Origin of the sequence: Roseivirga pacifica (assembly GCF_900111145.1) — a bacterium.
Classification (GTDB): Bacteria; Bacteroidota; Bacteroidia; order Cytophagales; family Cyclobacteriaceae; genus Roseivirga; species Roseivirga pacifica.
The window spans coordinates 205,675-229,020 of the sequence record NZ_FOIR01000002.1; the positions used below are offsets into that span (position 1 = coordinate 205,675).

The 23,346-nt window shown below is 42.4% G+C and carries 17 protein-coding genes; 10 read left to right on the forward strand and 7 right to left on the reverse strand.

Features of this window, described 5'->3' with window-relative positions:
* The first annotated feature begins 144 nt into the window (after positions 1-144).
* The 8 genes from BMW98_RS09825 to BMW98_RS09860 all read left to right on the forward strand — a co-directional run bounded on the left by BMW98_RS09825 (position 145) and on the right by BMW98_RS09860 (position 8,558).
* Positions 145-1,155, forward strand: coding sequence for a sensor histidine kinase (locus tag BMW98_RS09825; protein ID WP_090258412.1), 1,011 nt, complete (start codon positions 145-147; stop codon positions 1,153-1,155).
* On the forward strand, positions 1,152-1,862 hold the full coding sequence (locus tag BMW98_RS09830; protein WP_090258413.1) for a LytR/AlgR family response regulator transcription factor: 711 nt from the start codon (positions 1,152-1,154) through the stop codon (positions 1,860-1,862). Before BMW98_RS09825 ends, BMW98_RS09830 begins: the two co-directional genes overlap by 4 nt.
* A gap of 100 nt (positions 1,863-1,962) precedes the next feature.
* Positions 1,963-3,930, forward strand: a complete 1,968-nt coding sequence (locus BMW98_RS09835; protein WP_090258414.1) for a flavin monoamine oxidase family protein — start codon at positions 1,963-1,965, stop codon at positions 3,928-3,930.
* Positions 3,931-3,945: 15 nt separating this feature from the next.
* Complete coding sequence (locus BMW98_RS09840) at positions 3,946-4,926, forward strand: heme-binding protein (protein WP_090258415.1); 981 nt, start codon at positions 3,946-3,948, stop codon at positions 4,924-4,926.
* 50 nt (positions 4,927-4,976) lie between these two features.
* Positions 4,977-6,767: an alpha-keto acid decarboxylase family protein gene (locus BMW98_RS09845; protein WP_090258416.1), complete on the forward strand. Its 1,791-nt coding sequence runs from the start codon at positions 4,977-4,979 to the stop codon at positions 6,765-6,767.
* A gap of 202 nt (positions 6,768-6,969) precedes the next feature.
* On the forward strand, positions 6,970-7,242 hold the full coding sequence (locus BMW98_RS09850; RefSeq protein ID WP_090258417.1) for a MoaD/ThiS family protein: 273 nt from the start codon (positions 6,970-6,972) through the stop codon (positions 7,240-7,242).
* A 30-nt stretch (positions 7,243-7,272) separates the two neighbouring features.
* Positions 7,273-8,364, forward strand: a complete 1,092-nt coding sequence (locus BMW98_RS09855; protein WP_090258418.1) for a WD40/YVTN/BNR-like repeat-containing protein — start codon at positions 7,273-7,275, stop codon at positions 8,362-8,364.
* A gap of 65 nt (positions 8,365-8,429) precedes the next feature.
* A complete protein-coding gene (locus BMW98_RS09860; protein WP_090258419.1) occupies positions 8,430-8,558 on the forward strand; it encodes a 30S ribosomal protein THX in 129 nt (42 codons plus the stop codon).
* Here BMW98_RS09860 and BMW98_RS09865 read toward each other — a convergent pair.
* The gene (locus BMW98_RS09865) at positions 8,555-10,822 is read right to left on the reverse strand and encodes a patatin-like phospholipase family protein (RefSeq protein WP_090258420.1); all 2,268 of its coding nucleotides are present in this window, start codon (positions 10,820-10,822) and stop codon (positions 8,555-8,557) included. The two genes, BMW98_RS09860 and BMW98_RS09865, sit on opposite strands and share 4 nt — an antisense overlap.
* 532 nt (positions 10,823-11,354) lie before the next feature.
* Positions 11,355-12,080 carry a hypothetical protein gene (locus tag BMW98_RS09875; RefSeq protein WP_090258422.1) on the reverse strand — a complete coding sequence of 242 codons (726 nt, stop codon included), beginning with the start codon at positions 12,078-12,080 and terminating at the stop codon, positions 11,355-11,357.
* A gap of 395 nt (positions 12,081-12,475) precedes the next feature.
* Here BMW98_RS09875 and BMW98_RS09880 point away from each other — a divergent pair, with 395 nt between their 5' ends.
* On the forward strand, positions 12,476-14,206 hold the full coding sequence (locus tag BMW98_RS09880) for a DEAD/DEAH box helicase (RefSeq protein WP_090258423.1): 1,731 nt from the start codon (positions 12,476-12,478) through the stop codon (positions 14,204-14,206).
* 10 nt (positions 14,207-14,216) lie between these two features.
* Here BMW98_RS09880 and BMW98_RS09885 read toward each other — a convergent pair whose 3' ends face one another.
* The 5 genes from BMW98_RS09885 to BMW98_RS09905 are packed head-to-tail and all read right to left on the reverse strand — an operon-like array spanning position 14,217 to position 22,293.
* Positions 14,217-15,545: an OmpA family protein gene (locus BMW98_RS09885; protein ID WP_090258424.1), complete on the reverse strand. Its 1,329-nt coding sequence runs from the start codon at positions 15,543-15,545 to the stop codon at positions 14,217-14,219.
* A 6-nt stretch (positions 15,546-15,551) separates the two neighbouring features.
* Positions 15,552-16,550 carry a PorP/SprF family type IX secretion system membrane protein gene (locus BMW98_RS09890; protein WP_090258425.1) on the reverse strand — a complete coding sequence of 333 codons (999 nt, stop codon included), beginning with the start codon at positions 16,548-16,550 and terminating at the stop codon, positions 15,552-15,554.
* Positions 16,547-17,635 (reverse strand): T9SS type B sorting domain-containing protein, encoded by a 1,089-nt coding sequence (locus tag BMW98_RS09895; protein ID WP_090258426.1) that lies wholly within the window; start codon positions 17,633-17,635, stop codon positions 16,547-16,549. The genes BMW98_RS09890 and BMW98_RS09895 overlap by 4 nt, the downstream gene beginning before the upstream one ends.
* Positions 17,636-21,889 carry a tail fiber domain-containing protein gene (locus BMW98_RS09900; protein WP_090258427.1) on the reverse strand — a complete coding sequence of 1,418 codons (4,254 nt, stop codon included), beginning with the start codon at positions 21,887-21,889 and terminating at the stop codon, positions 17,636-17,638.
* Positions 21,890-21,912: 23 nt separating this feature from the next.
* Complete coding sequence (locus BMW98_RS09905) at positions 21,913-22,293, reverse strand: bactofilin family protein (RefSeq protein ID WP_090258428.1); 381 nt, start codon at positions 22,291-22,293, stop codon at positions 21,913-21,915.
* A gap of 587 nt (positions 22,294-22,880) precedes the next feature.
* Here BMW98_RS09905 and BMW98_RS09910 point away from each other — a divergent pair.
* The gene (locus BMW98_RS09910; RefSeq protein ID WP_090258429.1) at positions 22,881-23,330 is read left to right on the forward strand and encodes a cold-shock protein; all 450 of its coding nucleotides are present in this window, start codon (positions 22,881-22,883) and stop codon (positions 23,328-23,330) included.
* The last annotated feature ends 16 nt before the right edge of the window (positions 23,331-23,346 follow it).

Below are 23,346 nucleotides of genomic sequence, written 5' to 3' on the forward strand. Positions count from 1 at the left end.
TAATGGTATTTATCATTAGAGCAAAGGCCAAAACCTTCGGAAAAGCGGCATTGCTGATGATTTACTGTCGTTAATAGCATGTAACGCGTTGTTAATAGAAGGAAGCTTGTCTCTTGTCCTTTTGAACTTATTTTAGTCCCCAATATGAGGTTGGAATATAGTCTGTTCACCCGGTTGGTGCTAAACCTGTTGTTTTGGGTTTTCTATTTTGTGTATCCTTTTTTAAGGTTTCGGTATACTGGTGAGCACAGCATTACTGTAGAAGAAATAGTGTTTTACTTGCTGCTATATGGCTCTGTTCTGTACCTGAACAATTTGGTGTTGCTACCACGCTACCTCCAGAACCATCACATTAAAAAGTACCTGTTTACGCTGCTGCCAATACTTGTTGCGGTGGCATTTTTTGAGGCTTATGTGAATAAAACCCTTCTTAAAACTTGTTCGTGCGAAGGGCCTAACTCTACATATGCTTTATTCAATTTTATTCACCTGGGCGTGTTGCTTATAATGTTTAGTGCAGTGCCTTTAATAAGACATTATTCAACAAAGCTAAAGGCGCTTGAAAAGGCAGAGACTGAAAGACTGGAAGCTGAGCTTAAGTTTTTAAAGGCCCAAGTAAACCCTCATATGCTATTTAATAGCCTAAATAGTATTTACGCTCAGGCATTGAAGAATGCCAAAGAAACGCCCGAAATGGTGTTGAAGCTTTCAGATCTTTTGAGGTATATGCTTTATGAGGCTGATAAGCCACGGGTAGAACTAGAAAAGGAGGTTGACTATTTGAATGATTACATTAGTCTGCAGCAGTTGAGGAAATCGGGTATTAAAGTTGATTTTTTGGTAGAAGGAAAGCTTGAGGACTATTCAATTGCTCCTATGATTTTGATCAATTTTTTGGAGAATGCTTTTAAGTACATTGATCCATTCAATCTTAAAATAGATTTGGAGTTGAAAGCTGCCGATAACAGTATATATTTTCGCTGTAAAAATCACTTTACCCATAAGCCAGTATCGCTAGGGCAAGCGGATGAGCAAGAGGGGCTAGGGATAAAGAATGCCAAAAAGCTGCTCAATGCCCTTTATCCAAATAAGCATGAACTTAACATTGAAAAAGGCGAGGGTATTTTTACAGTAGCGTTGAAATTAGCAGTATGAGGTGCATTGTAATTGAAGATGAAAACCCCGCGCAAGAAGTGCTCAAAGAGTATCTGGCTCAATGCCCATCACTTAGTCTACATGCGGTTTATAATAATGCCCTTGATGCGCAGGCCGCATTAAACTCCGGACAAGTAGACTTACTTTTTCTAGATATCAATTTGCCATTGATTAGCGGAATTGACCTGCTCAAGTCTTTAAAAAACTCACCGCAAGTAATTATCACCACGGCATATCCTGAGTATGCGCTTGAGGGGTTCGACTTGGATGTAACAGACTACCTTCTTAAACCCTTTTCATTCGCCCGATTTTTGAAAGCTACAAATAAGGCGCTTAAGCAATTTAATGGTGGGGAGGAACGTAACAGGCAAATTCAGCAACCGGAACAGAAGTTTGAGCCACTGATTTTTAATATCGACAAGGTACTTTATAAGGTAGATCCTGATACCGTTTTATACGTTGCTTCGGACCGTGATTACATTACGTTTTACACCGAAGCAAGAAAGTACGTAATGGTTGGAGCCCTTAGCAGGTGGGAGAAGTTGTTACCTCAAAGTAAGTTTTTGAGAATTCACAGGAGCTACATTGTTAACCTGAATGCCGTGAAACAGGTTAATGGTAACCAAGTAACCATAGGCAAGCAGGTATTACCGCTGGGGAGAAAATATAAGCCATTTTTTATCGAAAAATTTGGAAGGCCAACCTGATTTTCTCCACTCAATTCATTCGGGCTTAACCTTGAATTAACCAGAATAATTTCAATTAAAAATTTATTCTGTATACTTTTAAAGACAAACACACACAATTATGGCACATTTAACTATCGCTGACCTCCAGCACGAGAGGTCTATTCCTAAGCATGTAGACGTATTAGTAATTGGGGCAGGCATGTCGGGCTTGTATGCCACTTGGCGCTTACTCGACAACGACCCAAAAACTGATGTTCTGATTTTTGAACGCTCCAATAGAACTGGCGGCAGGCTAGATTCAGACTTGATTCACTTTAAAGGTGGAGCAACGGTAAAAGAAGAAGAGGGCGGCATGCGCTTTACCTTCGACACGATGGACGACCTGATGAGTTTGTTCCTTATTTTGGGTATTGATGATCAGATTGTTCCTTTCCCAATGAATTCTGGAGGGAATAACCGCTTGTACTTCCGAGGGCACAGCTTTACCAATGAAGAGGCTGCCGATGGCGACTTTGCTATTTGGGACGCCCTCTACAATCTCGATCAGGCCGAGCAGGGCATTAATCCTAAAACCATTATCGATACGGTTTTCAATCGTATTTTGGATGTTAACCCACAGTTTACCGAGAGACCAGACAACCGGACACCAGAGTTTTGGCAAAAATTTAGGTTGGAATGTCATTGGAAAGGCACCATTATGAAAGACTGGACCCTTTGGGACTTGTTTACAGATATGGGCTATTCCAATGAATGCGTAACGCTCCTCTATAGGTTATTGGGCTTCAATGGTACCTTCCTTTCAAAAATGAATGCTGGTGTAGCTTATCAGTTGTTAGAAGATTTTCCTTCAGAACCTGACTTTAAAACACTTGAAAATGGTTTTAGCACCTTGCCAAATGCGCTGGTAGAAAAGGTTGGCAAAGAAAGAATCTTCCTGAAAACTCAGCTCGAAAGTATTGACAAGCAGAACGATGATGGCAGCTATGCACTTACTTACACAAGTATTGACAAGCAGGGCAATACTTATCGCAGTACAATTACTGCCGGAAAACTAATTCTTGGCTTGCCAAGGTTGGCCTTGGAGAAGCTGTATGTGCGCTCTAATGCTTTTAATGTATTGGAACCAAGTCAGTCGGAAAAGCTTTGGAATACACTGCATAGCACCACAGATCAAGCGCTGCTTAAAATCAACTTGTATTACGATAAGGCCTGGTGGGGCAATAATATTAGTGGAAGGCCACCGGTAAAATTTGGTCCAAACTTCTCTGATTTACCAACGGGTTCGGTTTATCCATTTTACGCAATAGACCAGGAAACCTTTGCCGCTTTAGAGTACGAAAAATGGGCACAAACGACAGGTGCTCAGGTACCGGCTGATATTCAGGCTAAGCTCGATGTAGTAGACCAAAGAAAGTATGCTTTACCAGCAGCACTTACTATTTACTGCGATTATCTAAACATAAACTTCTGGAAAGGAATGCAAGAGTGCGGTGAGCTATTTTCTTCGCCAATGCAAGAGGAGTACAGCGGCAGAACACCACAAACCATTTATCCGGCTTCAGAGCGTGTAGTAGAAGTAGCTACCGAGTTCTTTAAAAAGATCTTTAACACCCATTATGTGCCGCGTCCTACAATGACCAGCGCCAGAATTTGGGAAGGCTCCACGCTATTTAATGTAATGCCTAGCGAACAGTTCGGCTATGGTGTACACCAGTGGGCGCTCCATGCAGATGATGCCGAGGTGATGTCTTTCTTAACCGAGCCAATGAAGAACATGTACACCTGCGGTGAGGCATTTTCTGACTATCAAGGTTGGGTTGAAGGGGCTTTGAGGTCTACCGATTTGGTGCTGGCCAAAGGCTTTGGCCTAAAACCAATTAGTGAGGTATTCGAGGCGGAAAATGGTAAAACTTCGTCAGAAGCAATAAAAGAAAGCTATGCCAAGCAATCAGCTAAGCTTATTAGAAAGTATATCGACCCTAAGTTTAAAGGAGCAGAAGTGCATGAATTGGCCGATGTTCAAGGGGCGCATATAGACGAGCTAGGCGATAACTACGGGCTGAAGCTTACTTATTTCGATCAATAAACAACAAACAAATTTATGGCAACTTTTAAAGTGCAGGACTTCTCTCGTTTAGGGGGAAGTTCTATTAAAGAGCTGGCTAATGACTTTACGGAGAAGTTAGCCAAACAAGAGGGTGCAAAGCAGTTAACTACTGCAGAACTGACCACCGAAGTATGGGACAAACTGCAAGGAACTTGGGTAGGAAATAAAGGATGGAACCTGATTTCTGTACCAGCAATGGGCTCAAAACCTGATGGCGCTGGAGATTTTAAGCTCCTGATTCAACCGTACATTGAAACCATGACTTTTACTGATGCTGGGGCGCATGCTAGAAACCGTGGCGGAATTGCAGACCAATTTGTAGCTGCTTTGGAATACCATCAGCGAGTTACCGATCAGAAAACGGGTGAATTACTGCATGTAGAGAATGGCATGTTCATGAACCTATCGGAGATAGTGGATAATGACGGTAAGGAGCTTCCGCTTCCTCAATTCAATATTGCCAGAAGCGGTACTATTCCTCATGGCGATTCAATTATGCTATTAGGTAGGCCACCTGTGGTTACTGAAGGCAGAATTGACTTTCCAGAAGCTTCAACAATTCCTACTGATTTCGGTCCTGGATTCGGTTACACTGATGTTTTTACTCATCCTTCAATGGAGGGTAATCTTTTCAAATCAGACCCAAACAAGACATTGAGTGCGGATTTGGACGAGATGGAAAAGAATGGATTTAAGGTAAAGAAAACCACTACGTTTATTTTCGATTCTGACAATTCCGGTGGTATTCACAATATTCCATTTATTGTAAAACATGCCAATGCCGTAAGAATGCAAGCTTTCTTTTGGCTAGAAGAGGTTGAAAACACCAACACAGGACAGGTCTTCGATCAGTTGCAGTACACGCAAATCATCGATTTAGACTTTCAACATCCATTGGGTAAAGATGGAAAGCCAGATCAGAGCAAACTGATCAAGTGGCCACATGTTACCATCAATACTATGGTGAAGCAATAAGCTATTGAGCAGGTTTATCCTGCTCTTTTTTTCATTAAACACACACAAATATGAAAGAAGAATGGACTGTTGCCGAGTACTTAAAAGTAAGGCTCGAGCAGTTAGGCTTAGATAGAATGTTTGGCGTGGCCGGTAATTATACGGCTGCTTTTTTAGACACTATTCTGGCCGATAAAAAATCACCAATTACCATATCTGGTAACTCCAACGAGCTTTGTGCCGGCTATGCGGCCGATGCCTACGCAAGGCTCAATGGCATTAGCGCATTGTATGTAACCTATAGTGTTGGAGCTTTTAGTTTGCTCAATACTATTGCTGGCTCTTTTACGGAGCAAGTGCCATTGATTCTGATCAATGGGGCACCTACCAATAAGGAGGATAGTATTGAGAAAAATGCAGGCTTGCTTTATTCGCATACCACTGGTTATCAGTTTGTAGACATCCATATGTTCAGGCCTATCACGGTAGCTGCCGAGCGTATAACCGATGCAAAACAAGCCCCGTTTCAGATTGACTCAGCACTAACGGCCATGCTTACAAACAAAAAGCCAGTTTATTTAGAGGTAACCGAAGATGTTTGGCGTGCCGCATGTATGGAACCTACCGGAACGCTTTCGTCAGGCAGAGAAGCAATCATTACGGTTTCAGAAACGGAACAGGCTGTAAAAGCTGCGATGGAAATCATTAAGTCAAAGTCGAAATCGATCTTTTGGGCTGGCATAGAGCTGCAGCGTTTTGGCCTGCAACAGGAGTTTTTGGACTTGCTTAAAAGTGTAAATGAAGAACATGTTATTCCTGGCGAAGAAATTCATTTTGTTACCTCAGCGCTTTCAAAATCGGTGATTTCAGAAGACAATGAGTATTTCGAAGGTTGTGTAACCCTCAACAAGGAGAAAATAAAAGACTTGGTAGGAGATGACGGTTGTCTTATAGGCATTGGCGCCTGGACAATCGGCAAAGATACTGGCAACCAAAACATCAGGAGTGCCAGTACTATTTTGGCCTCTCACGATAGCGTATTGGTAGGTGCCGAATATTTTCCAAGAGTTACATTAGCCAGTTTTATTGAGCAGTTGAAACAGGCCTTGGCGCAATTGGCTGCCGAACGTAGCCTTCAATTAAAAGGCCTGCGCATGGGCAGTAAGTTACCGCTACTTCAGGGCTATGCTTATAAAGAAGAAAAGCTTACGTACGACCTGTTCTTCAAATCATTGGAAGATTGGATTACTAAAGATGATGTATTAATTGTTGATGCAGGCTTTCCATTAATAGGTGCGCAGAGTGTGAAAATTCCGGCAAGGAATGGTTTTGTGGCACAAGCTGCTTGGTTGGCTATAGGCTATTCTGTGGCGGCAGCAACGGGGGTTAAATGCGCTCAGCCCGATAAACGTGCCATAGTAGCTGTGGGCGATGGTGCTTTTCACGAAACCTGCCAAGCTGTGGCCGATCACCATGCCTATGGACAGAACACTGTAGTGTTCGTTTTGGCGAATGGAATTTATGGTATTGAGCAAGAAATTGTTAACCCAAATCCGTTTAGAGAGCCTCCAATTGAGTACAAAGATGAGTTGTTGGATTCTGTTTATCCCTACAATGACTTGCCTGCTTGGAAGTACGATAAACTTACCGATGCATTTGGTGGTAAGGGGCGCAAAGCGAATACAGTAGAAGATCTACTGAAAATATTCGATGAGATAAGAAAGAGCCCTGATGACAATTTTGTAGTGGAAATCACCATTCCAAAAACGAATGTTCCATCTTCCATTTTGTCAAAACTGAATTCGGAAGTAGGGGAAGATGAAATTGAAAATCCACATTGGCCTCCGGCTGGTAAATTCTAACCAAGGCATAAAGTTAATTAGGAATGGAAGCGAGGGCCTTTTGCAGAAATGCGATAGAGCTAAGTGCTTAACCAGACCTGATGTTTAAATAGTGGTATAGCTGCTAGATTACTTAGTTGTAAATCCGATGGCCTTTGGTTATCGGATTTTTGTTTGTATCCTAAAGCGTAGATAATTCGTTTAGAATCTATATTTTTAATTTATGGCGACCGTAAAATTCACTTCAAATCTTAAGCGTTTTTACCCAGACTTAAAGCCAATTGTGGTTAATGGTAAAACTGTTGCAGAGGCTTTGGAGGAAATTGAATCAAACTTCTCAGGACTTAAAGACTACATAGTAGATGAAAATGGCAGCCTGAGAAAGCACGTTAATATTTTTATTGGAAACAACTTAGTTAAAGACCGAGAACGCCTTAAAGATAGTTTGAGCGAGGGGGATGAAATGTATGTGATGCAGGCGCTTTCTGGTGGATAACCGCAAGTATCATCATTCAACAAACTCATCATGGCTCAAGAATTATTATTGCTCGGTACCCGCAAAGGGCTGGTAGTATTCAAAAAAAACGCACAAGGCGAATTCACTTATCACAAAACCGATTTTTTAGGAGTACCCGTAACTATTGCTACCATAGACCATAACACGGGCTATTGGTGGGCATTGCTTGACCATGGGCACTGGGGTACCAAAATTCATCGATCTAAAGACGGTGTGAAATGGGAGGAACTCGAAGCTCCAAAATACCCCGAAGACGAAGAGGTTAAGGATGGTGTACCTGCTGCTACAAAACTGCTATGGGCATTTTCTTCTGGAGGACAGGATCAGCCAGGAACAATCTATATTGGTACTGAACCAGGTGGTTTGTTTAAGAGCACCGATAATGGCGATACTTTTGAATTGAATCGAGGTTTATGGGATCATCCTTCCAGAAAAGAGCAGTGGTTTGGTGGCGGCAGAGACCAACCGGGTATTCATAGTATTTTGGTAGACCCTGCAAATTCTGACCATATATATGTAGCGATTAGCTGTGCAGGCACTTTCGAGACCAAAGATGGTGGTGCAACATGGCATCCTCAAAACAAAGGGCTGCAAGCTGAGTTTTTACCCGATCCGAATTCGGAAATTGGTCAAGATCCACATCTTGTAGATTGGTGTGCAGCCGACCCGTCAGTAATGTGGCAGCAGAATCATTGCGGTATTTATCGTTCGGCCGATGCCGGGAAAAGCTGGATAGACATTTCTGAGAAGGAAGGTGTGGCCAACTTTGGCTTTGCCATAGCTGCTCACGCCACTAATCCTGAGGTGGCTTGGGTGGTACCCGGTATAAGCGATATGGTGCGCGTGGCGGTTGATCAATCACTATGCGTTTGCCGTACCGATGATGGAGGCAAAACTTGGAAAACCTTCTCAGAAGGGCTTCCGCAGGCATCTGCTTTCGATATTACCTACCGCCATGCCTTAGATGTTAATGGAGATTCCGTGGCCTTTGGAACTACAACCGGTAACCTTTACCTGTCTAATGATGCAGGAGAGAGTTGGAAGGCACTCAGTAACAATCTTCCGATGATACACAGTGTGGAGTTTCATACAATTGACTAATTGGTAGTTGGTTGATTTTAAGCTGATTAAATGCTATCTTTTCTTCTCATCAACAAATAAATATTATGGGAAGAGGTGATAAGAAAACCCGCAAAGGAAAAATATCAAAAGGTACATTTGGAGTGCTAAGACCGCACAAGAAGAAAAAATCTGTGGTAGACAGTGCTCCGAAAAAGAAAAAGAAGAAAGCCTAGTACCAATAACCGATATTGATCCCTGTGGTCCATTGTCCCGTTCTTTCCGTTTTACCAAGGTTTAGGAAAACGGGACCCAAAATGGACTTAAACCCAATTCCTATTCCACCACCAATTAAGTTTGTAGCCCCGTAGAAGATGTTTGAATCTTCATGGTTAGGATCAATTAGAGATGATGGGGCGCTACTATCCACATAGTTTAGCATAAACATTAACACGAGTTTATCAATTGGTTCGGTTTGGAAGCCAAACTGGCCTAGCGCATAATTGCTTACCTGGAATTGGTAGAAGTTGGCGCCCCAAAATGCGGTGGTAAATGGATAGTTGTTATAGAAACCACCAATTCCAATTTCCCTATTTAAGCCCGAATCTTCTGTGTCTGCATAGCTGAGTTCTCCCTTTAGAATGAAATTCGATCTGTGGCTAATGGGTAAATACCAATCTGCCTTTAGCCTGAAATGCCAATATGATTCTGTTGCGAGTGTATTGCGTATAGATTCTTCAATTTCTGGAGTAGTGTCAACAGTCAGTTCAAAATCCGTTATGTTTTCGAAAGCGTAACCAGCTTCGAAGGATAGGTTGAAGCCAGCAGTTGGTAAAACAGCTTTGTTCAATGTGTTTCTTTTGGCAAAAACTGATAGCATGGCTGTTTCATTGGTAATCTTTTTAATTACGTTCAAAGACTCCGAAACTTTTGGTTTTGCACGGTTGATGAAATAGTCCAACCTGGTTCCAATCGTAGCTTTGGAGTTGTGCGTAGTTTGAAAGCTGATATACGGATCATTTCTTACACTGCTCAAAGTGGCAATTTCGTTACCTTCATCATAAAGTGGGATTTCGCTTTTCAGAGCATTGTAGCCTGCATTAATGGCCGTTCGTTGTCGCTTACCTAAGTACTTCAGCAAGTTGATATCTGCCCTAAAGTTTTCTGCCAAATCGAACTCAAAGATCAATCGAGAGTTTTTCATAAAGGTATTTCGTGCAGTTACATTCAGATTGATTCCTGCTTTTACTTCATTGTTATAATGGAGTGCACCTTTTAGAAAAACAGCAGGCTTTTCTTCCACTTTTATCCTTAAATCGTAGGTGTTGTTGGCCAAAGGCAGTATTTCAAAATCAACTTTAGCAAAGTATTGCGTACCGTAAACCTGATTAATGGCCTCGTCTATTTGGGCTAGTGAAACAGGCTCGCTATCATCAAAACCGAGTCGACCTAGAATAAATTGCTTCGAAATATCCTGATTACCCACTACTTCAATCTCACTAAAGTCATATTGCTGTTGGGCAATCAACTTTTGAGGCGTTTTGAACTGCTTACCAAGATTGGTTAAGGAATCGTAGAGCCTATCAAGCTGTGGTTTCATCTGTTCGCCAATCAATTCTCCTCGGTGAATGATTGAGTCTGATGAGGTGAAATCCGATGCGCTGTAGCCATCTAGGTCTGGCTCTAAATAAAGGTCAACCAGTTCTGTTTGCGCACGGGAGTCATAGGCACTTAGCACCCAGCTCGACTGAAAGAGAATGTCTACCATTGTGGAGAGGTCTTCTTTTTTGTCGAGATCAGTACTTACAAAAACGCCAATCACAATGTCTGCGCCCATATCTATTACCTCCTGAACCGGGAAATTTCTCACAAGACCACCGTCAACCAATAGCTTCCCGTCAATTTCAACAGGCGTAAACACTGAAGGAATGGCCATACTAGCACGCATGGCCTCGGTAAGCGAACCATCGGAAAGTGTCACGCTTTTGCCTGTTTCAATATCGGTGGCCACGGCACGGTAAGGTATAGGCAACGCATCAAAACTGGTTAAACCGTGCGAGCCTCTGGTTAAAGTTGAAAAGAGCTTGTATAGATTTTGCCCACCAATTATGCCCTTTGGCAGCTGTGGGGAAGTGCCTTTCATGGGCAGCTCTAGAATATACCTTCCAAAATAGTCTTTCTCTTCAATGGCCACATCTTGAAAGGATATGTCGTTTGAAAGCAGCATTGACCAATCAGCTGTTTTTGCAATTGAATCAATTTCGTGTGCAGAATAACCGAGCGAATAAAGTGCGCCAACTACGGCTCCCATGCTGGTACCAGTTACATAGTCGGGGTATATTCCGGCTTCTTCCATTTTTTTGAGCACCCCAATATGCGCCATGCCACGAGCACCGCCACCGCTAAGAACTAAACCAACCTTTGGTGCTGAATTTTGGGCGAAAACGTTTAATGAAAGGAGCAACAGTATACCGGATAGGAGGAGGTTCGTAGCTTTCATTGTATACTTAGGGCTTCAATCTAAGGTAGGAATTACAAATCATATTTGGTTTCAATTTTGGGTCGCGGGTTCTAGTTACTTTAAGTGGTGTTCACTCATGCTTATAGGCATGCTCCGCGCTTTTATGAAAAATAGTTTTGAACGAAATTTTGTGACTAATGATAATTATGAATTGAGAAATGTTTTGCGTTGTTGGGGATTACAAGGGTAGTTGATTTGTGAAAACTCTAAGACTAAGTTAAAAAACATAGGGCTGTTTGTCAACAGCCCTATGTTTTGTTCTTATAACGTCTGAAGTGTAAATACTAAATTAAAGCCTAGTCCTTTTTCCTGTTTTTCAGGGTTTTTACATATGGAAATAGAAAGTAGAAACTCAACCCCCAAAATACCAGAGAGATTCTTAGTTCTCGAAAAGCATCACTTGTACTTTTATGATACTGCTCCCAATCAATTAACTTGAATGATATTGTTCCAAGTATTGATAAGCTTATAATAAGAGAAAGTAGTATCAGTGCTTTAGGTTTCCACATATTTAAGCAGTTTTGGACTCGTCTTTTCCACACTGTTCGGCAACTCCTAATGTTGCATTATGAAATAATGCTATTGCAAAAATACAGGCAGCCACTGTAGCACAACTGACCATACTTGCTGTGGCTGCTGTTAAGGCTGTTACGGCTAATGCGCATCTCCACCAACTGTTCGTAGAAGATATGTCACTTGTTATATCCTGAGTTGTTGAACTCGGATATAAATCGGGGTTGGCAAAATGAAGGCTTCTCATGATGTTGGAAAATGCATTACGTTTATTAAACTCAGATAGGGGCAGGTTTTGTGAAAGGGCTCTTTGTTCAAAGGAATTAATAGCCTCTTCAAAACCAAAGCTCTCTGCTTCTAAAATAAATAATTGAGTTTCCTCTATATCTGATTGTGACATCCATTTGTTGTTAAGTGCAACTTCAAATATTTTATCAGGGTTTGAACCTGCAAGTTCAAAAACTCGGTCGTCAAAGGTTAAATCTGTTCCAAATTGATTATTTATTTGAAACAAGAGTTGTTTTTGCTTGTCCAATGGCGAGGTGTCTTCGTTAAACTGTATGGCCTGAATCTGGTCCAACTTCTGTTTAAAGAGATTAAACGCTTCATGATCAAAAGTATTAACATTTGTTGTCTCTATTGTTTCCTTACATGAAGCTATTGCAATTAGAAGAATTAGGACATAAGCTACATAAGGGGGACGGATGTGTGTTGTAATTTTCATAGTTTTTTTTGTTATAATATACTTTAAATGGATGTGATTTCCAAGTATATGTATGTGTAAATTAAGTATTCTACTATGGGTGTTCAGCGTGGGAACTTTAGGACTGAATACATATATGTGTTTCTACTTGACTATTTATTCATGTCCCTAAACTCTGGTTTAGAGTTCGGTTTTAGGTTAATAATGGTAGGTTGCTTTACATTATTAGTGGTTTACCAAAATAAAGTGAGTTTTAGCATGTCATAATATTTCGAATCATTTTTGGATACATTTTACCCTTTACGATATTTTGTTTTGAATAAAATGATAGAATCAACTCAAAATAAAATATTACAATTCGTGAGTAAGGCCATATATTCTCTCTACCTTTGTAATTCATTATTAATTCCTGTTTTTTGACAACATTTAAGCAATTAGGGTTATCGGAAGATATTTGTAACACCCTTGATTCATTAGGTTTTAAAGAACCAACGCCTATTCAGGCAAAAGCTATTCCTCAGCTCTTGGAGCATAATCCAACCGATTTTATTGGTTTGGCGCAAACGGGTACAGGTAAAACTGCAGCATTTGGTTTGCCATTGGTCGATTTAGTTGATGGAGAGCAAAGATTTACCCAGGCGGTAATTATGTCGCCAACCAGAGAGTTGGGGCAGCAAACGGCCAACCAGCTACAACAGTTTGTTGCACAAAGCAACGTAAATGTTGAGGTAGTTTACGGTGGCGTAGATATAAACAAGCAATTAAAGCAACTTAAAAAGCCTACTCAAATTATTGTAGCTACCCCAGGTAGATTGCTCGATTTGATTAGAAGAAGAGCCGTTAACCTTGAAACGGTACAATACATTGTACTAGATGAGGCTGACGAAATGCTCAATATGGGCTTTAAAGAAGATATTGACGAAATCATTAGCCAAAGTGCTGAGGAGCGCGTGATTTGGTTGTTTTCTGCAACCATGCCGGCCGAAATTAGAAGGATTGTAAATCGCTATATGCGCAATCCGCTTGAGGTAGCTGTAAACACTGTACAGAAGAGTAATGCAGATATTTCTCATCAATTTGTAATTACCAAAGGCACGAACAAAATACCTGCATTAAGAAGGTTTTTGGACATTCAGCCAGAAATGCGCGCGATTATGTTCTGCCGTACCAAGCGCGAAACACAACAGTTTGCTGATGAACTTTCGCAGCAGGGTTATGGGGTAGAAGCATTGCATGGTGACTTAACCCAGCGCCAGCGCGATGCTGTAATGAAGCGTTTCAAAAGCCGTTCTATGCAATTGCTTATTGCTACTGATGTGGCCGCAAGAGGTATTGACGTGAACGACCTTACTCACGTTTTTCACCATACTTTGCCAGACCAATTGGAGAGCTACACGCACCGAAGTGGTAGAACCGGTAGAGCAGGTAACAAAGGTATTTCAATGGCATTTATCAACTCTCGTGAGGGTAGAAAGATCAATGCAATTGAGAAGCAAATTGGAATGACCTTCGAGAAGGTGGAGATTCCGGGTAAAGCTGAACTTAAATTTAGCCGTATTAACCACTGGGCCAATATTATTCTGAACACTAAGGTGAATGAGGATATTGACGAGGTGTTAGCCAATTTGGACGGAGAGCTATTGAGTCTTTCTAAAGAAGAGTTGCTAAAAAGATTATTGACTTTACAGCTTGATCACTTGTCGGACAGCGGATCGATTGATAGTGAGCCAGAAGACTTGAATGAAAGAGGTGGCAAGAAGAAAACCCGTGAGGATGTTCCGCCTTCAACCAATGCTGACGGTCAACAACGTTACTTCATCAACCTTGGTGAAATTGACGGGGTTACTAGAGCTGATTTGATCCACTTTGTGGCTGATATCGCCAATGTAGATAGAAAGAGCTTTGGTATGGTAGATGTGAAGAAGAACTGTAGTTTCTTCTACCTTGATGCAGCTGCCGGACGTGGTATCTCTAAAAAATTTGAAGGTGTAACCATTGATAGCCACGAGATTCGTGTGAATTTGGACACCGATGCACCCCCGAAAAGAAACAAGCCAAAAGGTGGAAAGTCTTTCGAACCTAAGCGTAATAGAAGAAAAGAGCGCGACAATAGGTCTGGAGGTAGAAAAAAGGGGAGAAGAAGATAGTTTAGAGCACCTATTTAGGTGCTCCTGAAACTGTTAAAAACTTAAGTTCTACTCTTCTGTTGAGCATTCTTCCCTTTTCGGTATTGTTATTCGAAACAGGGAAGAGTTCTCCATATCCTACCGGAAATAGTCTTTCCTTATCTACTCCTTTGGCTAGTAAATATTCAGTTACATTCATGGCCCGTTTTATAGACAGTTGCTCATTGAATGGTTCTGTATCAATATAGTCTGCATGGCCGCCAATTTCCAGCATTAATTCGGTGTTGCTTAAAAGTGTGTCGGCTACAGCATCAAGTGTATTTTTGTAGCCAGCACTCAGTGCAGTTTGGTTGAAGCCAAAGAACACATAACCTGATGTTTCTGTCTCAAAATTAATGGGTTGTGGTTCCGGTTCAGGAACAGGAGCCAGCTCCTCTACTTCAATCATAACTGGTTCTGGCAATACAGGTTCGGTTTGTATAAGCTCCTTGGTTAACGTTGAAAAGTAGATGTCGCTTGAGCCGCTTCTGTTGCTAGAAAATACTACCGTGCTGTCAGGCATCATTGAGAAATAAGCATCGAAGGAAGCAGAGTTGATAGGGGCTGGTAGCCTTTCTGGTTCTGTCCACTTGGTCCAAGAGTTGTCTAGCCTGCTGGCATAGAATATATCTGTACCTGTTTTGTCATTTCCTCTACTGAAGAACAGGTGTTTCTTATCGAGTGTTAGAAAGGGCGAAATCTCAAAATCCTCAGTGTTGATTGTTTCCCCCAGGTTCTGTGGGGCGCTCCAGTTACCACGAGCATCCTTTACCGAAACGAAGAGATCTTCGCTGCCAATCGTCTTTTTAGATATTACCAACACATCTTCATCTGGGTGCATGTATAATCCATAGAAACCACCTGAGATCTCTAGGTCTTCAACCTTGATTCTAGCAGGCTTGGTCCATTCATCACCTTGCAATAGACTATAGGAAACGCCTTTTTGGTCTTCGAATAGTTTGTTGTATGTGCCAAAAAGAAACAGTTTTGTGCCGTCCATATTCAGCCCAATAACGGCAGAATTTAGTCCTACGTTTAATGGTTTTGGTGCTTTTACCACCTCCAGATTTCCATTTTCATCAAAGTCGGCATACCATATTTCGTGCAATAGCTTGTTGCTTCTTTGTCCCAACTTGTGGTTGGTTCGGGTAAAGTACATGCGCTTTTGATTAGGCGACATTAATGGCACCGCTTCTTCATAATCAGCAGAACTAATCTCCTTAAAGTTTATAGGTTCAGAGTAGTTGTAATTGAATTCTTGCGCCAAGGCAGAAATACTGAATGTAATTAGAATGATGAGTTGTATGGTGAAACGTTTCATGGCAATTTACTTATGAAGGTTCTGGAATACGTTTACTTGGAGTGTCAATTCGTGCGCGTTTATTTGGTTTAACTGAGTAATATTTGTGCTGTGGTCGAAAGAGTAGCCAAAGCTGAATCTTTCGGAAACTTTGGCACCTACCATAACCACAAAAGCATTGCCTTTGCGATAGGAGAGTGCCCCCCAAAGCCTGCTACCATATTCGGCTTTTACAGACATATCGATACTGGCTGGGGTGCCATTAACTAATCGAATTAGGGTATTGGGTACCAAATTCCATCGTGGTGCTATTTTGTATTTAAAGCCCAGCATAAAAAAGTGATGAGGGAGAAATTCGTATTCATCTCCAGCCTCTATGTTGCTGGTTTTGTTTTTTAGCAATTGCTCCATTGAGTAGCCGGCAAAAAAGTCATCGCTATATAGCCATAAGCCAAAACCCAAATCGGCCATTCCGATCTGATCGTATTCATTCACAAATGATTCAAAAGGCTGATCGTTATCCTCTAACACTCTCAAGTCATCGGCTAGATTTAAGTTTACAAAGCCAACTTTTGGAGAAGCCGCTAACCTCAGCTTTCTGGTTAGAGTCAGGTGGTAAGTATAGGCTACATGAAATGTGGTTTTGTTAAAAAGCCCTAGGTTATCGGAGGTAATGGTAGTGCCAATAAGGTGATTGCCTACCGTTTGAAACTTATTGGTTAAAGCTGTGGAGTCGACCCTATCGCTAAGGCGCATAGCCGATTGCATGTATTGCGAATCGTTCGGCTTGTTTAGTGGGGCATATGCCGATAGGTAAATGGTTTGAGGACTATTTTGGAAACCCGACCATTGTCCACGATAGCCCAAATGCATTTTTACATTATTCTGAATATCAGTGGCTGCCGAATTAATGAGGTAATAATTGTTTAAATACTGACTGTACTGTGCAAGTTGTTGTGCTTGCAAACGTGGCATGGTCAGGATTAAAACAAACAATAGGGGCCATATGGATTTTAGGCGCCTCATTTTACAATTGAGATATTCCCTTTAAGTGAGCCTTTGTTTTTGTCGGGGAAAGAAACGGTATAGTAAAAGGAGTTAGGTGTTAATACCTTGCCCTTGAATGTGCCATCCCAAGCGTTGTTAGCATAATCGTTTGTGGTGTAAATTTTATCTCCCCAACGGTTAAAGATCATGACAATGGCTGTTGGGTATTTATAAATCCATGGGATTACGAACGTATCGTTTTTGCCATCGCCATTAGGGGTAAATGCGGTAGGGACTTCATCAAGCGTTTCTTCAAATGGTTCTTCGGCACCAACAGTTACCCAAATAAACTGATTGTTCGCAGTACTGCTTAGGGAATAATGGCTACCTGGATTGTATTTCTCATTCTGAATATTTAATGCTTCCCAAAAATTGGTGTCTTTGGTCCAAATCTGAAATTGTTGGTCTGCAGGGCCGTACCATTCGCGCAGCAAGAAATCTACACCTACTGTAACCTCCGTATCTGGAAAAGACTCTGGAACCATGTAGTAATACCGGCCGATGCTTTCGCTTGCAGGTAGTTGTTGTCTGTCATGGCCTCTTCTAATTTCGGTATAACCAAAGTTGTGATTGGCAGTGAGAGTCAACCCGAGGTTTCCGGCATCCAGCTCATTCGGGTTTGTTAGCATTACGGGTTTCACAATCTCACCCTGTCCGGTTGCTGTTATGTAGGCCATTTCTGTTTCACCAGTTATTCTTCCTTCGGCTTCTCCCAAATACAGGTTGAAATTGTCTAGGTCGAAGGCTCCGTTTCGCATTTCTAGTATGCTTTCAACCTTAAGGTCATTCTCCAAATAGTAGCTCTTTTTAGTGTTGGAGAGGCTAAGATTGAAAAATTGCGTACTGCCTACACCGCCAATCATTAATTCCTTGTCGCCAGATAAATGAACAGCGCCAGCGCTCATTTTTACTTGCCCCTGGTTAAGCAAATGCGTGTTAACGGAAGTAATATGTACATCGCCAGTACTGCCAAAGTAAGTGTTGCCCGCAACAATAAAGTTGGTTTGGGCAATTAACTGTGCCTTACAGATTAAAAGCAATATGGCAATGCTAAAGCCCTTCATTTACTTGTCCTTAGTTGCGTTTGCTTCTTTTAGTTTGGAAACTTCCTCGCTTAGTTTTTCAGTCTCTTTTTTGAGCTCCAAGAGCATGGTTTTAAGCTCGTCAATAATTTGTGCCTGACTTTCAATAGTTTCTTGCTGATCCTTTACAGCTTCAACTAAAATAGGGGTCAATCCAGAGTAAGAAACAGATAAATAGCCGTCAGAACTTTCGGATACTAGTTCGGGGAATACTGCTCGAACCTCTTGTGCGATAAAACCGATGTTCTTTCCCGTTTTGAATCTTCTATTAGGAAATTCATCAATTCGCCAATCGTATCTAACACCATTAATCAACTTGATGGCATCAATTGGGTTTGTAATTACCTCAATATTCTGTTTAAAGCGTTTGTCTGAAGTTTCTGTAAGGCTTATTACTGTCGCATGGCCGTTCACTTCTAGCTCATTAGTGATTCCGCCAGGGTTAAGCAGGCCAATTCCCAGTTTGCCGTTTACATTGACAACATCTGTGGAGAAATCGCCCCAAATCAAAGGATTTGGATTGTTTGAGTTCTCTATATAGAGTTTGTTGTTACCTGTTTCATTGTAACCTGCATAGTAACCAATGGCAACATTTCCATTGCCCGTACTATTTTGCCTTAACGCTCTATAGCCAATGGCTATGTTGTTATTCCCTGAGGTATTGGCATATGCGGCTTCGTCTCCCAATAGAATGTTTCCTGCACCCGTTCCATTAATTCCTGCATCTTTGCCAATATTAATTGAGCTACTGTTGTTAAGTACTTCGAGGGTTCTTCCTGTGAGCCTCATTTTCTCGGCTCCGCCAACGGTAAATCGAATAATATCATCATTAAATCCACCTTCATCTACATCTATGGTCGTGTTCAAGTCGGTGTCTACAAGCTTAGAAGTGGTAGATACAGGACTTAGGTCTACTGTTTTGGTAATACCAGCTTCCCTGATTTGCAGCGTTTTATTGACCAAGGCTATGCCTGTAATTAGCTCATTAGTTGTACTAAAGTCACCGTCAGGCTGTGTGGTAAAACTGGTTCCGTCTGTATAGGTAAAGGTGATGGAACCATCGGGATTATCCATTGTAGACTGTATACCATTACCCTGAAGTGGGGTAGCAGTGCCCCAAGCTCCGCCCGTTTTTGGACCAAATATTTGTAATGAACTGGTGTTGATGTAGAAATCGCCATCAGTACCGTTTGCGGCAATAGGATTACTTGTTCCACTGAGAATGCTTGATCCATCAATTCCATCAATTCCATCAATTCCGTCTGTTCCATTTGCACCGTCAGCGCCTGCTGGCCCTACTAACGAAGTAGCTGCTCCCCAAGCACCCGCTGTTTTTGGGCCATAAATTGCATTTGCATCAGTATCGAAATAAATATCGCCATCAATGCCTAGTGTGGCGGCAGGCGCACCAGTTCCATTTAGCATCGACTTACCGTCTATACCATCGGTGCCGTTTGTTCCATCTATTCCGTCAACGCCATCAGTGCCGTCAGCACCTGCCGGACCTATTAATGAAGTCGCAGCTCCCCAGGTTCCTGCGGTTTTAGGGCCGTAAATGTTATTGGTATTTGTGTCGATGTAGAAATCGCCATTGTTGCCTAATGTATTGGCAGGCGCACCAGTACCATTTAGCATTGACTTACCGTCAACGCCATCAGTTCCGTTTATTCCATCTACCCCGTCAGTTCCGCTTGTTCCGTCAATGCCATCTGCTCCATCTGCACCAGCAGGTCCAACAAGTGAAGTAGGGGCTCCCCAAGCGCCAGCACTTTTAGGGCCGTAGTAGGTATTTGCATTTGTATCTACATAAAAGTCACCGTCTTGACCGAGTGTAGCTGCAGGGGCACCGGTTCCATTAAGGAAGGAGTTGCCGTCTTTTCCATCTACACCATCAGTCCCGTTTGTTCCGTCAATGCCATCTGCTCCATCTGCACCCGCAGGCCCAACTAGTGAAGTAGGGGCTCCCCAAGCGCCAGCACTTTTAGGGCCGTAGTAGGTATTTGCATTTGTATCTACATAAAAGTCACCGTCTTGACCGAGTGTAGCTGCAGGGGCACCGGTTCCATTAAGGAAGGAGTTGCCGTCTTTTCCATCTACACCATCAGTCCCGTTTGTTCCGTCAATGCCATCTGCTCCATCTGCACCCGCAGGCCCAACTAGTGAAGTAGCTGTTCCCCAAGCGCCAGCAGTTTTAGGGCCGTAGTAGGTGTTTGCGTTTGTGTCTACATAAAAATCACCATCTTGGCCGAGTGTAGCTGCAGGGGCACCGGTTCCATTAAGGAAGGAGTTGCCGTCTTTTCCATCAACTCCGTTTGTTCCGTCAATGCCATCTGCTCCATCGGCACCAGCAGGCCCAACAAGTGAAGTAGCTGTTCCCCAAGCACCAGCGGTTTTTGGGCCATAGTAAGTATTAGCGTTTGTATCTACATAGAAATCACCGTCTTGACCGAGTGTAGCCGCAGGGGCACCAGCTCCGTTTAGGAAAGAGTTACCATCTTTTCCATCTACACCGTCAGTTCCGTTTGTGCCGTCAACGCCATCTGCTCCGGCAGGCCCAACAAGTGATGTAGGAGCTCCCCAGGCACCAGCGGTTTTTGGGCCGTAGTAGGTGTTTGCATTTGTATCTACATAAAAGTCACCGTCTTGGCCGAGTGTAGCTGCAGGGGCACCGGTTCCATTAAGGAAGGAGTTGCCGTCTTTACCATCAACACCATCAGTTCCGTTTATTCCGTCAATACCATCAGCACCGGCAGGCCCAACAAGTGATGTAGCAGCTCCCCAGGCACCAGCAGTTTTAGGGCCGTAGTAGGTATTTGCATTTGTGTCTACATAGAAGTCACCATCTTGGCCGAGTGTAGCGGCAGGGGCACCGGTTCCATTGAGGAAGGAGTTGCCGTCTTTACCATCAACACCATCAGTTCCGTTTATTCCGTCAATACCATCAGCACCGGCAGGCCCAACAAGTGATGTAGCAGCTCCCCAGGCACCAGCAGTTTTAGGGCCGTAGTAGGTATTTGCATTTGTGTCTACATAGAAGTCACCATCTTGGCCGAGTGTAGCGGCAGGGGCACCGGTTCCATTGAGGAAGGAGTTGCCGTCTTTACCATCAACACCATCAGTTCCGTTTATTCCGTCAATACCATCAGCACCGGCAGGCCCAACAAGTGATGTAGCAGCTCCCCAGGTACCAGCAGTTTTTGGGCCGTAATAGGTATTTGCATTTGTGTCTACATAGAAATCACCGTCTTGACCGAGTGTAGCAGCAGGAACACCAGTTCCATTAAGGAAGGAGTTGCCGTCTTTTCCGTCTAAACCATCAGTTCCGTTTGTTCCGTCAACACCATCTGCTCCATCGGCACCAGAAGGCCCAACAAGTGAAGTAGGGGTTCCCCAAGCGCCAGCAGTTTTAGGGCCGTAATAGGTATTTGCATTTGTATCTATATAAAAGTCCCCGTCTTGACCAAGTGTGGCTGCAGGAGCACCAGTTCCATTAAGGAAGGAGTTGCCGTCTTTTCCGTCTGCACCATCAGTTCCGTTTGTTCCGTCAGCGCCATCTGCACCATTAACACCTGCAGGGCCTTGATCCCCTTTAAGGGAGGTTCCTGTGCCCCAACCGGTATTGGTTTTAGGGCCAAAGAAGGTGCTGCTTGCTGTATTGATGTAAAAATCACCCTCTGAGCCCTCGCTTGAATTTGGATCAGTATTGCCGCTAAGAATAGTTCTTCCGTCCAGTCCATCGTCCCCTTTATCCCCTTTGCTGCCGCGAAGGTCTATTGTTGTAAAGGAGGTGCCATCATTGTAATTGAAGGTTATGGTGCCATCACCATTGTCTACGGTTTGCTCCAGACTTCTTCCGAACCGGAGTACGGAGAGATCAACTTGACCACCGTTTTCTAGTGTTAGCATATAGGTTACCGGGTCGAAAGCAATCGACTGGTAATCTTGTACAATAGTTCCGTCAGAGGCCAAGATAGAAACCCACTTTTCACCATTATAGAAGTAGAAACCTGATTCTAAGTCGGTTTGATAGATTAGCAAACCAGTAGAAGGGTTGTCCATTCTGTCACGCTGGTCACGCGTAAGCCTTGGAATGAGTAGTCCTTTCGAGTCAGACCGAAGCTCTAGAATTGAGCTTTCATCAGGTACAAACTCTTCACTACCTATTCCTACTTGGGCGCGAATAGCATGGCACGATAAGATGAAAAAGAGGACGGCAAATGCAGCAAACCTTTTCATATGAGCCTATTTAGGTGATTGAATTAGGCCTGTTTTGCCTTTAGCGCAATAGTAGGTGTGCTCTGTGTCATTTCGCAAGCACCGTTGAACATGCCGCCAGCTTCAATAACGATTTCTTTTGCTTTGATGTCACCATCAACAAAACCAGTTGACTGAAGAATAACCTTGGTAGCATTAACCATTCCTTTGATTTTGCCACCAATTAAAATCTCCTCAGATTTAACTGTCCCTGTAATCAAAGAATCAACGCCTGTAACAAGCTTATTGGTGGAATTAATGTCACCATCAAGCTCTCCGTCAATTCTCAATGCAGCATTAGCGTCTAGGTTTCCAGTAAACTTTGTGCCAGCCGAAATAGTACTCATAACATGTGTCTCTGCAGGTTTTGATTTTGTAATTTTCATAGTTACTCGTGTTAGGTGAAGTTTTGATGTTTTTTAATTGAATCTCTTTCCTGTAAGTTGAAACAAAAAAGGATATAATACAATTTATGTCAGATGCTGTCGTTAGGGGTGCTTTGGGTGATTGATAATTTATGGACGTCAATTACAGAATGGTAGTGGCAGGTTGCTTAAAAGTGAATGCAAATATTTTTCTAAAAATTCTTAAATAATCATATGAATTGGCTCTATACAGGCCGATTTAGTCAATTCTGAGCTAGCGTAGTTAGATTTATAAGTGTGCTTCACTTTACAATTGCCAGTGTTTCGTAGTTAAAAATGCCTCGGTTAGACGCAGGAATATGTAAATGCTGCCTGATTAGAATAGTGCAATTTTATGAAATTATTGATTTTAGAATATATAGTGGTATCGGTTCTATATATGGGATGATTTCCATACCTTTGTAGTGCAAGGCCAGACGACATCTCTAACTTCTAAATGGGAGTTTCTCCCGAAATGAGTCCGATCTTTAAGACTAATTCGTTCGCGCACTGAACGACCTCTTCTTTTAAGGCTTTGCCATTACATTATTAACCCTTAAAGCTTTTGCATGGCGAAATCGCAACAGACATTCAGTAAAAAAGAAAAAGAGAAGAAGAAATTACAGAAACGTAAAGAGAAGCAACTCAAAAAGGAGGAAAGAAAAGCCAATGCCACGGATGGTACTTTGGAGAACATGATGGCCTATGTTGATGAGTTTGGAAACATTACTGACACTCCTCCGGATCCAACTCAGAAGAAAAAAGAGGTAAAAGCCTCTAGCATAGAAATAGGTGTTCCGAAACAAGAAGAGGAAGATCTATCAACCGAAAGAAGAGGCCGTGTGGCGTTCTTCAATGATTCTAAAGGCTATGGTTTCATCAATCAGGACGGTTCACAAGATCGTTTCTTTGTTCACGTAAATGGTTTGAAAGAGCCAATTCAAGAAGGTGACAGAGTTAGGTTCTCACTCGAGAAAGGACCAAAAGGCATGAATGCTATTGAAGTTACTAAGGTTTAAAATTGAGCCCGCTTGT

Bases quoted from the DNA above. Each gene is read 5' to 3' on its own strand.
- BMW98_RS09825 (WP_090258412.1), top strand. From the start codon at position 145: ATGAGGTTGGAATATAGTCTGTTCACCCGGTTGGTGCTAAACCTGTTG.
- BMW98_RS09830 (WP_090258413.1), top strand. From the start codon at position 1,152: ATGAGGTGCATTGTAATTGAAGATGAAAACCCCGCGCAAGAAGTGCTC.
- BMW98_RS09835 (WP_090258414.1), top strand. From the start codon at position 1,963: ATGGCACATTTAACTATCGCTGACCTCCAGCACGAGAGGTCTATTCCT.
- BMW98_RS09840 (WP_090258415.1), top strand. From the start codon at position 3,946: ATGGCAACTTTTAAAGTGCAGGACTTCTCTCGTTTAGGGGGAAGTTCT.
- BMW98_RS09845 (WP_090258416.1), top strand. From the start codon at position 4,977: ATGAAAGAAGAATGGACTGTTGCCGAGTACTTAAAAGTAAGGCTCGAG.
- BMW98_RS09850 (WP_090258417.1), top strand. From the start codon at position 6,970: ATGGCGACCGTAAAATTCACTTCAAATCTTAAGCGTTTTTACCCAGAC.
- BMW98_RS09855 (WP_090258418.1), top strand. From the start codon at position 7,273: ATGGCTCAAGAATTATTATTGCTCGGTACCCGCAAAGGGCTGGTAGTA.
- BMW98_RS09860 (WP_090258419.1), top strand. From the start codon at position 8,430: ATGGGAAGAGGTGATAAGAAAACCCGCAAAGGAAAAATATCAAAAGGT.
- BMW98_RS09865 (WP_090258420.1), bottom strand. From the start codon at position 10,822: ATGAAAGCTACGAACCTCCTCCTATCCGGTATACTGTTGCTCCTTTCA.
- BMW98_RS09875 (WP_090258422.1), bottom strand. From the start codon at position 12,080: ATGAAAATTACAACACACATCCGTCCCCCTTATGTAGCTTATGTCCTA.
- BMW98_RS09885 (WP_090258424.1), bottom strand. From the start codon at position 15,545: ATGAAACGTTTCACCATACAACTCATCATTCTAATTACATTCAGTATT.
- BMW98_RS09890 (WP_090258425.1), bottom strand. From the start codon at position 16,550: ATGAGGCGCCTAAAATCCATATGGCCCCTATTGTTTGTTTTAATCCTG.
- BMW98_RS09895 (WP_090258426.1), bottom strand. From the start codon at position 17,635: ATGAAGGGCTTTAGCATTGCCATATTGCTTTTAATCTGTAAGGCACAG.
- BMW98_RS09900 (WP_090258427.1), bottom strand. From the start codon at position 21,889: ATGAAAAGGTTTGCTGCATTTGCCGTCCTCTTTTTCATCTTATCGTGC.
- BMW98_RS09905 (WP_090258428.1), bottom strand. From the start codon at position 22,293: ATGAAAATTACAAAATCAAAACCTGCAGAGACACATGTTATGAGTACT.
- BMW98_RS09910 (WP_090258429.1), top strand. From the start codon at position 22,881: ATGGCGAAATCGCAACAGACATTCAGTAAAAAAGAAAAAGAGAAGAAG.